Here is an 11,477-nt window from a genome sequence, read left to right on the forward strand (position 1 = left end):
CCAGCCCCGTTTTTTCATTCAATAATCTGAATATCATATTCCTTGAACCACACATGAGTTTGCGCCAAATGGGCTAGTAACTGAGGGCCAGACATCAATTGCCCGAACCATGGTACCTTAAAGGCAGCACCTTTAGAATCTACAATATCGGTTAGCTTCTGTTTATCGAAAAACTCATGCAGGACCGAACTTTTGTCCGTTAGTAAGTCTTTCAGCCACCCTTGAACACGGTCCGTATATATCGGGTTATGGGTTTTAGGGTATGGACTTTTTTTACGGTACAAAACCTCATCCGGTAACAATCCTTCCAATGCTTTTCGCAGTATCCCCTTTTCACGGTTTCCAGCCATTTTCATTTCCCAAGGAATGTTCCATGCATATTCCACAAGGCGATGATCGGCAAACGGCACGCGAACCTCCAGGCTGGCTCCCATACTCATTCGATCCTTCCGATCAAGAAGTGTCGTCATAAACCATAATAAATTCACGTAGAAAAGCTCCCTGCGCTTTGCCGCTTCACCACTTTCTCCTTCCAATCTAGGTGTTTCAGCAACAGTTGTTAAATAGGCTTCTTGCGCATATTCTTCCAACTTTAATTTCTCACGCCATCCCGCTTTCAATAAAGATACCCGCTCTCCAGTCGATCTCATCCATGGAAACCCAGCACGACTCAAATCGTCTTCACGATGAAACCATGGATAACCTCCGAAGATTTCATCCGCGCACTCTCCAGATAGACCCACGACAAAATCCTGCTTAATTTCCTTACAAAACCAAAGCAAAGAAGAATCGACATCCGCCATGCCGGGGAGGTCACGGACATGAACCGCTTCGGTTAGATAATCTGTTAGCTGTTCTTGAGTAATTATCGATGAATGGTGCACCGTATTAAAGGTATCCGACATCTTTTTAATCCAGTGCCCATCAGAGTTAGGCTGGAAATCATTAGCCTTAAAATATCGTTCATTATCTTCATAATCAATAGAATACGTATGAAGCGGGCCTTTACCTTCTTTTTGATAGGCATTTGCTGCAATAGCCGTAATAGCGCTTGAGTCCAGTCCTCCTGACAAGAAGGTACATAGTGGAACATCAGATACGAGTTGTCGCGTCACTGCATCTTTAACAAGGAAGCGGACCTTCTCGGCCGTCTCATCGAGGGTATCTCGATGTTCTTCACTTTTCACATTCCAATACCTCCAAATTCGGAGCCCTTTCCTTGATAAGGTAAGCGCATGGGCAGGTCTTAACTCCTGGATATTATGAAATACACCTGATCCTGGCTTTCGGGAAGGACCAACGCCAAACACTTCAGATAAGCCTTCGCGGTCGATCTCCGTTTTGACGTCAGGATGGGCAAGGATTGCCTTTAATTCCGAACCAAAAATGAGCCCACCGTCTCTTTCCGCATAAAAGAATGGCTTTACTCCCATCCGATCTCTTCCGATGAATAATTTCTGTTCTTTTTCATCCCAAATCGCAAACGCAAAAATCCCATTAAACAAGTCGACACATTTTTCTTTCCATTCTATATAAGAAGTTAGTAAAACTTCTGTATCAGAATGACCTTTAAAGGAATATCCTTTTAATAATAGCTGTTTTCGAATGTCTTCGGTGTTATATAGCTCTCCATTATAACAAAGCGTATATCTGCCGTATTCGTGTTCTTTCGTCATCGGCTGTTTTCCGCCTTCTGCATCGACAACCGTCAACCTTTTATGACCAAAAGCAACATGGGCTTCGCTCCAAACATTTTCCTCATCCGGGCCCCGCTTTGCCAACGTTTTTGTCATATTTTCAAGTGTTTTTGTTTCTGTCCGTAAATCCTTTTGAAAATGCACCCAGCCTGTAATCCCACACATCACACTTCATCCTTTCTATCCGGTCTATCAAAAAAATATCCGTCCCTATATTTCTGAATTGAGCGCCAATTGCAAAGAAATCTTAAGTATTTATTAGCATGATTCCGTGGGACTCCCCTACCCTCAACATTCATGTAAATAATGAATTGTTGAGCAAAGCATCCACTGTTTAAACATAGCCTATGCAAAGACGGAAAGTTGGTTATTTGTCCATAATATTTTAAAATATACAGTTATATTTTCATTGGATTTTGACTAAAAAGTAGGTGAGGATTCCACTATTGGAGGTATATGTATGAGTCAGCAACAACGAACTAAGTTAATGAACAGACAAACGAGAGCTTTTACCGAAGGAACAGTGGAAAATATCAATCAACAATGGATTTTTTTTGATGATGAAACTGATGAGGCTTGTTCCATTGAAGACCACATTGACAGTATCATCGAAGTGTACAGGGGGGGCCGTTGGCAGCAAGGAGTGGTAGAAGAAGAGGGGAAAATCCTCCTTCATCGAGAAATAACCTTCTTAAGAGAAAATGAACCCATCCGGATTCGCAAAAAACTGCTTTACTCTTTTGAAAGATTATTGGAAGAATTGAACGACGACTCTTTTTTTCAATTTGTAACGACCTTAAATTCACTTGATTTTTCTATTTATGATTGTATATATAGCTATAATCAGCTCACTTTTTTAAGGGCACTCTCTAACCAGTCCGGGGTAAACTTCTTCACCTTTGATAATGAAGCCCAAATTTGCCTCGTTCAGCACCATTTTTCATATGGTAAAAAGGATCACGATCGCTTTGAGTTCACCCTGAACACAGGAAAACGGATCATCATAGAAAAAGTGAATTCACAATAAAAAAATATAACACAATTCCCACCAGTTTCGAGTATAAAAAAAACGGGCGAATGAGATATCCTCATTCACCCGTTTTCATTATGTCTTAAAAAAAGTCCATTCCTTGTGGTAGGGAGAGCCCTAAATAAAGGACGAAAATAAATGCAACGATGAACAATATCCACATTGCACTCGTGCCTTTTCCTTTTTTCGTACGGACCAACACCATTTCCATCGCGGCAATAACGATGATTCCGACAATCATTTTCACTGCGTAAACACCAAAATCTGTAATCAGCATTCCGCCAGTAAGGAAAATCAATAGATAGAATAAACGTGTTATCATATGTACCATTTTTGCTTTCGGATTTCCACTTTTAAGCATCGAATATGTGACAAAGAAAAGAATGATTCCGATAACCCAAGCTGTAATGTGTATATGAGTCATTTTTTTGCCCCCTCGTTCAGTTTCTATTTCATCATATCATAGGCTTTTACAAAAAAACAAAACTAAGGTTTCGCCTAAATAGTTAAAACCAACAATTTAATGAACATCATTTACATTTCTTCTCCACTAGTCCTCTCCGACTCATAATTGGTTTTTTACCATATGTAACAAAACGCCATACATATTCAACCGGTCCGTATCTATACATTTTCATCCACAATAGGCTGAGTAGAATTTGAACGAAAAACACACCAAGAAGTAAGATAAACCCTGTTGTGTAAGAGACTGTGCCATATAAGCCTAGGCCATACGAGTAAAAAATGGACGTACAAACAATCGATTGAAATAAGTAATTACTCATCGACATCCTACCGACATACGAAAGCGCTTGGAACAGGCGAGAAGCTCTGGTTTTTTCAGCCAGCAGAGTAATCCCAGTGATATAAAACATCGTCAGTAGCGGTCCACCAAAATAATCCTGCACAAATATCGTGCCAAAATGGTATACGGTCACATATGGCAGAACCTTAATCGACAATCCTAATATCAAGCTTACGATCGATATCGCCTTCAATTGTCGTTTATACCGAACTGGATTATGTAGCCAGCCTTGCTTTGCTACGCCAGCACCAATTAAAAAGAACGGAAAAATGGATAAAAAGAGGATAATAGCATTAAATGGGTTATTCACCATATACCAATCTAGTGCCCTTTGACTTATTATTTCCGTAAATGTACCAGATTGATAAATTTGAAGAGACTGTTTCATCATCGTCAAATCAGTCGTAATCTCCATCTCTTCCCTATCAAAAACTCCTATAATAAGAAAAAGCGAGCCCAATATCGCAAAAGGCATGACATAAAAAAACGAGCCCAGCAAAATCAAATTCTTTCCCCGCACCTTATAAAAAAGTAAAAATGCAAATCCAAATATCGCATAATTAATAAGTATGTCCCCATGCCAGATGGCAAAGGCATGAATGCACCCAAGCATTAGTAGAAAAAAGAGTCTTTTCATATATAGGAAAGGAAATGAAACACCCTTTTCCTCACATCGTACCGCTAGTATGATTGCCCCGAAACCGAATAGAAACGCAAATAGCGGATAGAAACTGGCTTGCGCAACAATATCACTGAATCTGTACAAAATCCGGTCCCAACCTTCAGTCCATCGTTCAACACCATCTATATACAAGAGCGGAGAATGAAAAGAAGGCATATTCACTAAAAAGATCCCCAAAATGGCTAATCCCCGTAAAATATCAATGCTGACAATCCGTTTACTTTCCTGCAATGGAACCATCGTGTCCTTCACAGTTTCACCCTCTTTCATTCAGATTTAGCTCCAGTCCTTGTTGCAAAAAGGTACAAGAATAAGAAATGGAGCGTACACGAATATTTTATAGCCTCATTGCATCATCTTTAACCAATAAATCCGATTTTTGTTTTTTTATTAGTATGATAAACAAGCTACCCAATACGCAAAAGATTCCTGCAAGAAAGAATGCCCATGTATAGGAGCTGAATATTTTAAATATAAGTCCCCCGCCATACGCCGCCACTGCTGCACCTGCCTGATGGGACGCGAATATCCAACCGTATACAATTCCACTTTTCTCTATCCCAAAGACTTGTCTTGAGATACTAATGGTTGGAGGTACAGTCGCTATCCAATCCAATCCGTAAAACACAGAGAAAATAATCAGTAGGATGATTGAGCCTTCTTGTAGCGCAAAAGGTAGTAATACGAGAGAAGCCCCCCTTAGACCGTAATACCAAAACAACAACCAACGGTTATCAAAACGATCTGATAACCAGCCAGATACAGTCGTACCAATTAGATCAAAGATTCCCATAAAAGAAAGCAGAGACGCAGCCGTAACAACAGGTAATCCAAAACTAATACAGTAAGAAATGAAATGAGTCCCTATCAATCCACTCGTTGAAAGTCCACATATAAAAAAGCTTCCTGCTAATAACCAGAATTCCTTTACTCTCACTGCTTCAATTAAAGACTGGAAAGCCATAACAATGGGATTCTTCTTTTGAACTAAAATAGCCTCTTGGCTTTCCTCTTCTAGTCCATATGGAAGAATGCCAACTTCCTTCGGGGTGTTTTTCATAAATAATAGGATGATTGCTAGCATGATTAAGCTAAGGACCATAATTAAGCCAATCGCCCATCTCCAAGAATAATTCTCTATAATAATGGCTAAAACAGGCAGTAAAACCAGTTGACCTGTAGCCGTACTTGCTGTTAATATCCCTACTGCTAGTCCCCTTCTCTTCTCGAACCAACGATTCGCCACATATGGACTTAATACCGTTAAAAATAGTCCGGACCCTAATCCAATAATAATCCCCCAAATTAGAATTAGTTGCCACTCATGCTCCATGAAAAATGTGAGAATAACCCCTGCCAATAAAGTTGACATGGCAAACACCATCATTTTCTTTAATCCAAGCACTTCAATTAAAGCGGCCATAAATGGACCTGATAATCCATATAGAAAAAGACTTATCGCAAAGGCTAAAGAAATGACGGAACGATCCCATCCGAACTCATTTTCAAATGGTACGATGAATACCCCTGATGATGACCTAACTATTCCCGCTACGATAATGGAGAAGAATGTAATGATTAAAATAATCCAGCTATAATGAAAACGATTCATGCTCACACCCACATTCTCAATAATTTGAAATATTAATAATATTAACACTATATAGTTCAACAGGAGCTTTTTTATTGAACAAATTCAAGGATAATATCTGATAAAATAAAGAATATTAGAAAAATGAGCTTAGAGGAATGGTTTACAAATATACTTTGGAAAATTGCCAATAGGTTAAAATTACCTTTACTTTACTAATTGAATATGAGCTTTCTGATATAAAGATTGTTTTTACATGCAGGGAAATGTTGGGCCGCTAAAGTGGTCATATGTGCCAATCAATCCTACTGTACATTATAAAAGGGATTTTGATATTCGAAAGAGAGTATGTATATTTTTTTGTGAGGCACCTTCTCTAACGATTTAGAATAGGAAACAAATAATCAAGCTGGGAACACAATTAAAATAAGTGCAGATCCTCCCAATTTTATTTCATTTTCCAACTTCCACATCTCTGGATCTATAATACAATTTAGCAGTGTTAGTCGTCGAACATGAAAAAACGCTGCCCATCACTGAGCAGCGTTTACGAGCATTAATTAACGAATCTACCTGATTTTCCTTTAGCCTCCCAATAATCATTACGAAGATGGATTTTTTGTATTTTTCCGGATGCCGTTTTTGGCAGTTCCTTAACGAAAGTTACACTGGTGACTGACTTGAAGTGAGCTAATTTTTCTCGTGTATAGGTCTTGATATCCGCTTCGGTTAACTCCACCCCCGATTTTAGCACAATAAAGGCATGTGGCGTCTCTCCCCATTTTTCATGAGGAACGGCTATGACTGCCGCTTCAAGAATATACGGGTGTTCATATAGTATTCCTTCGACTTCAATGGAAGAGATGTTTTCTCCTCCGCTTATAATTATATCCTTCTTACGGTCGACAATATCGACATTCCCATCCTTATCAATTGTCGCCATATCTCCTGTATGCAACCAGCCATTTTTCAGTGCCTGCATGGTCGCTTCTTCATTTTTCCAATAACCTAACATTACCCCGTGACTGCGGATAATGAGCTCCCCGATATCCACGCCATCATGAGCTACTTCCTCACCGCTGTCATGAATAACCTTTACTTCACTGCCTATGATAGGATAACCGGCTTTCGCTTTCATTTTGTATTTTTCTTTTTCAGAAAGGTCGTCGAATTCAGAACGAATCAATGAAATCAAACTAATCGGGGTTGATTCAGTCATTCCGTATATTTGGATAAATTCCCACCCTAGCTCTTTTTCTACCCTTGTGACAAATGCAGGCGGCGGAGCGGAACCCGCAACAACTATACGGATATCCTGCTCTATTGTGGGCACATTCTGTTCATAATATTGAAACAATGAATTAAGAACGGTTGGTGCCATATGCATAATGGAAACCTTATGCTTTTCAAGCGCATTAAATATCAATTCAGGGGTGGTTTTTCTTAAACAAACTTGAGTGGCACCATTGGCCGTATAATAAAATGGAGCGCCCCAGCCATTCACGTGGAACATTGGCAGAACGTGCAAATATGTATCGCGATCATTGACTCTGATATGATGCATCGCACCTAGTGCATGCAAATAGTTATTGCGGTGAGTCAGCATGACCCCTTTAGGGTTACCGGTCGTTCCGCTTGTATAAAGGAGACTCGAAACATCATTTTCATCAACTTGCTCCCGATCGAAGCTCTCTTTATCAAAATGCTCCAACCACTTGTTGTAATCGGTTTCATTTATTTCTTCCTCTTTATAGTGCACAATGATATGTTCCACTGATTCAAGTTGGTCCTTAACAGATGAAATAAGATGGTACAAATCCTGGTCTACGAAAAGCACCTTGGACTCACTATGATTCAAAATGAATACATAATCAGCAGGAGTTAACCGGATATTCAAAGGAACAATTACGGCTCCAAGTTGAAATACCCCATAAAAGCCTTCAAGCATTTCAATCGAATTCGGTGCCAAATAAGCCACTTTATCTCCCTTTTTAATTCCAATATCCCTTAACCCATTAGAAAGCTGGTTGACACGGCCATTTAACTCCAAGTACGTTAAGAGCTTATCATCTCCAATAATAGCTTTCTTATCGCCATATAGTAAGGCTGCTCGATCCAAAAAATGCGATAATACCAAAGGTACGTTCATCTCATCACCTCTTATTTTATTTGAAAATTGCGAATTTATCATTATATTACCATATCTGTATCTTATTATCCAATGACATTTATCGCTGTTCTATAACAATATGAAATAGACAGATGAATCACATCAATAAGGAAACAACATACAATACATTGAAACTTCCAATAACAAGGTAGGCTTACTGCCTATTCACTCGGGAAAAAACAGAAAAAAAAAAGGGTGATTTTTCATGCCGGCTATCGTAGGAGTTGTTCAAGTTATTAACGTCGGTAGCAGTGGAGTTGTCCATATTGGCGACGTCTTTAAGATAAGTCCATATTCCACTTCAAAAACATTTGCAGGTGCTGGCTCTTTTAATACAGGGGAATCCGTTTCACTATATAATGCCTACAGTACCACTAATACGTATGATTCTGATGGTATTGATCAGCCATTGGTATTAAATCTCTAGCCGTATTATTTTAGAAAGGAGGTCGCCATGATCTTCAATATCCACCAAACGATTCAAATCAATATGATTAAAATTGAAAGCATAGCCAATTCATCCGTTTTTCAAATAGGCAGCGCCGGAGTGATTAAACCATACTCCGAGTTAGCCAATACCGGGGGATACACTACAGCCGCTCCTCAGATTGAGGCTGATGTAGTTCCAGAGACCACTTTCGTCCCATTTAGACCTCCAAATTCTTAGGCATTCACCTACATCCATCAATTTCATATACTGTCATATATGAAACTTATATCAGGTAAAGTTGAGGTGTTGAATCGTGAATCATGATTTATATTCATATTCCATACAAATGCAGCGTTTTCTTGAAGCCCAGGATAAGCGGATTATGAAACTTGAACACGAACTCAAACGCCTGACAGATGAACTTGCCGAATTGAAAAAAAAACCGCCAATCCACGTTGATAAAATTGAATATAAATTTGATCAATTAAAGGTCGAATCTTTAGATGGAACGCTGAATATCGGTTTAAACCCTAATGATTTAAGTAACATTGATGAATTTGCTGTAAATAACCAAACGGTCCCACCTGCACCTTATCTATTTCCTGGCCGGGAGATTGTCGCACAGGAAATCTACAACGAGATTCTTTCAGACTTAGAAAATATGATCAGTGATACGGAAGGACAATTGAAAATATCTCTTGAACCTGCCTATCACGACTTCATGAGACAGGATGTGGAGCGCCAGCTACATCAACGCATCAACATGTATTTTGATAATCTTACGTTTCCAGAACGCGCACCGCAGCAGCGGGATAACGTTAAAGAAAAAATCAGAGAAAAAGTAAAGTCTGATATTCAGGCAGCTTTGATTCAATTCATTACCAACTCACAAGCCGAGACAGGAGGAAATTCAAATGGAGTTTAATGTAACCAATCACCAACTATGTGTTGGCGATATTCAAATTACCGGGGTAGCAAGCTCTGCTTTATTTCTCATTGGGGACGTCCAAACCGTCCAACTATCTTCCGCATTCGATACGCCCCCAGAATCTTTTATCGTCGGACCATTTGTTCCGCTAGGTCCAAAAGCATAAAAGACATGTTTTCAAGAATCTCAAAAGTAAAGTCCCTTTCTTCCAAGACGTTAATTTTAAGTTCCACCATGCAAATCGGAGACTGTTCTTATATTGACGGAAATTCACAAGCATTGGCAATTCAGAAGAAAAGCGATAATTTCCAGCCACAAGAATTTCAATTCAGCGATTTCAGCATCTTTAAGAGGCCCCTCTATATTCCGAGGATTGATGAACCTTTTCTTCCACAATTTTCAAACCCTAACCCCTTTATCCGTGTTGGCAATGTCCGCATTATTGGGATATCATCTTCATCCGTTGTCAGTGTTGGCAATGTCGGCCATATACGCATGGAATCCAGAGTGCATCACATTCGACAGGTTCAAAAAAAAAATGAAGAGACACAAACAGAGGATGGATCGAATGAAACTTAAAATGAAAAAGGAGGAATTCATATGCCAGCCATTGTCGGCCCAGTTCAAGTATTCAATGTAGCGGATGGAAATCTATTATTCGGTGATGCAGCCGTCATTTCGCCGAAATCTTCCAACAAAACTGTCACTGGATCCGGCTCAGCAAACACAGGTGGAATCGTCTTTACGGCCAGTGGTCTGAACGGAAACAATATCCTTGATATCAATGGAGTCGATCAACCCATTTCAGGGAATAATTAGCCAAACAAAAGCCTCCTATTTCCAGGAGGCTTTTCCCATTACATTTATTTATCAAGCATTTTAAATACTTGCTCTACATCTTTATCACCACGTCCTGATAAATTAACAATTAATATGTCATCCTTTGTTAACTCTTTTGCCAAATTCAGCGCGTGCGCTACAGCATGAGAGCTTTCGAGAGCCGGAATTATCCCTTCTGTTTTGGACAAAATTTGAAAGGCCTCAAGAGCTTCTTCACCTTTTATTGTTACATACTCCGCTCGACCACTATCTTTCAAGAAGCTATGTTCCGGACCCACGCTTGGATAATCCAAACCTGCAGCAATTGAAAAAGTTGGCTGCGGGTCTCCCTTTTCATCCAATAACGTCAAACTTTTAAATCCATGCAATACTGCCGGTACACCTTGTGAAATACTTGGGGCTTCAGCCGGTTCGACACCAACTAAACGGACATTTTCTTCATCGATATAGTGAGTAAAAGCACCGATGGCATTACTTCCACCTCCAGCACAGGCAATAATGGCAGTAGGCAGCTTGCCCTCTTTTTCAAGAATCTGGCGTTTTGATTCTTCACTTATGATTGCCTGAAAATGCTTAACGATAGATGGATAAGGATGTGGCCCTACAGCTGAACCAAGCAAATAAAAAGTATTTTCGTAGTTATGGACCAAGTCATTTAACGCCTCATCAACAGCATCCTTTAATCGTCCCTGTCCTTTTTCAACTGCAACAACCTTGGCACCCAACAATTCCATCCGAAAGACATTCAGCGCCTGTCTCTCTGTATCTAGCTTGCCCATATAGATAACACACTCTAAACCAAACATCGCACAAGCTGTCGCAGTCGCTACACCGTGCTGCCCTGCTCCTGTTTCTGCAATGATGCGTTTAGCACCCATCCGTTTAGCCAGCAGGATTTGGCCAATCGCATTATTGATTTTGTGAGCACCCGTATGATTTAGGTCTTCACGCTTTAAATAAATTTTGGCTCCACCAATTTTTTTCGTTAAATTTTGTGCATAGGTTAAAGGATTTTCACGTCCCACATATTCTTTTAGATAGTATTGAAACTCCTCTTTAAATTCCGGATCATCCTTATATTTCAAGAATTCTGCTTCTAAAATATCCATTACTTGCTGAAGTTCTTCCGGTACAAAGCTTCCCCCGAACTCACCAAAGTATCCTCTGCTCTCCATCTTACTCGTCATACTCAGCTCTTCTCCTTTAGAAAGGTATTTTATACATTAGTATATAGCAACCTTGCAATATTTTTCAAACAATTCTGTTTATTTTTTAAGTAAAAAGAGTGCCTTAGTATTATCACC

At 39.6% G+C, this 11,477-nt stretch carries 13 protein-coding genes; 7 read left to right on the top strand and 6 right to left on the bottom strand.

Annotated features, from left to right (window positions below):
- Positions 1–14 precede the first annotated feature (14 nt).
- A complete protein-coding gene (gene asnB, locus JFV29_RS06590) occupies positions 15–1,862 on the bottom strand; it encodes an asparagine synthase (glutamine-hydrolyzing) (protein WP_201181901.1) in 1,848 nt (615 codons plus the stop codon).
- 295 nt (positions 1,863–2,157) lie between these two features.
- Between asnB and JFV29_RS06595 the strand changes: the two genes are divergently transcribed.
- Positions 2,158–2,724, top strand: a complete 567-nt coding sequence (locus JFV29_RS06595) for a DUF2777 domain-containing protein (protein ID WP_056528121.1) — start codon at positions 2,158–2,160, stop codon at positions 2,722–2,724.
- Between the two features lie 85 nt (positions 2,725–2,809).
- On the opposite strand, the gene JFV29_RS06600 is transcribed toward JFV29_RS06595, so the two are convergent.
- The 4 genes from JFV29_RS06600 to JFV29_RS06615 all read right to left on the bottom strand — a co-directional run bounded on the left by JFV29_RS06600 (position 2,810) and on the right by JFV29_RS06615 (position 7,954).
- Entirely contained in the window at positions 2,810–3,151 is a 342-nt protein-coding gene (locus JFV29_RS06600) for a YisL family protein (RefSeq protein ID WP_053344957.1), read from the bottom strand.
- Between the two features lie 106 nt (positions 3,152–3,257).
- A complete protein-coding gene (locus tag JFV29_RS06605) occupies positions 3,258–4,484 on the bottom strand; it encodes a DUF418 domain-containing protein (RefSeq protein WP_207205089.1) in 1,227 nt (408 codons plus the stop codon).
- Positions 4,485–4,551: 67 nt separating this feature from the next.
- A complete protein-coding gene (locus tag JFV29_RS06610; protein ID WP_201181905.1) occupies positions 4,552–5,826 on the bottom strand; it encodes an MFS transporter in 1,275 nt (424 codons plus the stop codon).
- 535 nt (positions 5,827–6,361) lie between these two features.
- Positions 6,362–7,954 (bottom strand): long-chain-fatty-acid--CoA ligase, encoded by a 1,593-nt coding sequence (locus tag JFV29_RS06615; RefSeq protein ID WP_201181907.1) that lies wholly within the window; start codon positions 7,952–7,954, stop codon positions 6,362–6,364.
- 226 nt (positions 7,955–8,180) lie between these two features.
- Here JFV29_RS06615 and JFV29_RS06620 point away from each other — a divergent pair, with 226 nt between their 5' ends.
- The 6 genes from JFV29_RS06620 (at position 8,181) to JFV29_RS06645 (ending at position 10,152) form a co-directional block, all read left to right on the top strand.
- Positions 8,181–8,402, top strand: a complete 222-nt coding sequence (locus tag JFV29_RS06620; RefSeq protein WP_201181909.1) for a spore germination protein — start codon at positions 8,181–8,183, stop codon at positions 8,400–8,402.
- Between the two features lie 27 nt (positions 8,403–8,429).
- On the top strand, positions 8,430–8,642 hold the full coding sequence (locus tag JFV29_RS06625; RefSeq protein WP_201181912.1) for a spore germination protein GerPB: 213 nt from the start codon (positions 8,430–8,432) through the stop codon (positions 8,640–8,642).
- 76 nt (positions 8,643–8,718) lie between these two features.
- On the top strand, positions 8,719–9,330 hold the full coding sequence (gene gerPC, locus JFV29_RS06630) for a spore germination protein GerPC (protein WP_201181914.1): 612 nt from the start codon (positions 8,719–8,721) through the stop codon (positions 9,328–9,330).
- On the top strand, positions 9,320–9,499 hold the full coding sequence (locus tag JFV29_RS06635) for a spore gernimation protein GerPD (protein ID WP_201181916.1): 180 nt from the start codon (positions 9,320–9,322) through the stop codon (positions 9,497–9,499). Before gerPC ends, JFV29_RS06635 begins: the two co-directional genes overlap by 11 nt.
- A gap of 5 nt (positions 9,500–9,504) precedes the next feature.
- Positions 9,505–9,912: a spore germination protein GerPE gene (locus tag JFV29_RS06640; RefSeq protein ID WP_201181918.1), complete on the top strand. Its 408-nt coding sequence runs from the start codon at positions 9,505–9,507 to the stop codon at positions 9,910–9,912.
- Between the two features lie 21 nt (positions 9,913–9,933).
- Positions 9,934–10,152: a spore germination protein gene (locus tag JFV29_RS06645; RefSeq protein ID WP_201181920.1), complete on the top strand. Its 219-nt coding sequence runs from the start codon at positions 9,934–9,936 to the stop codon at positions 10,150–10,152.
- Between the two features lie 44 nt (positions 10,153–10,196).
- Here the strand turns inward: JFV29_RS06645 and trpB are convergent, their stop codons facing one another.
- The gene (trpB, locus tag JFV29_RS06650; protein ID WP_201181922.1) at positions 10,197–11,360 is read right to left on the bottom strand and encodes a tryptophan synthase subunit beta; all 1,164 of its coding nucleotides are present in this window, start codon (positions 11,358–11,360) and stop codon (positions 10,197–10,199) included.
- Positions 11,361–11,477: the final 117 nt, after the last annotated feature.

Origin of the sequence: Peribacillus sp. TH16 (assembly GCF_016651095.1) — a bacterium.
Classification (GTDB): domain Bacteria; phylum Bacillota; class Bacilli; order Bacillales; family DSM-1321; genus Peribacillus; species Peribacillus butanolivorans.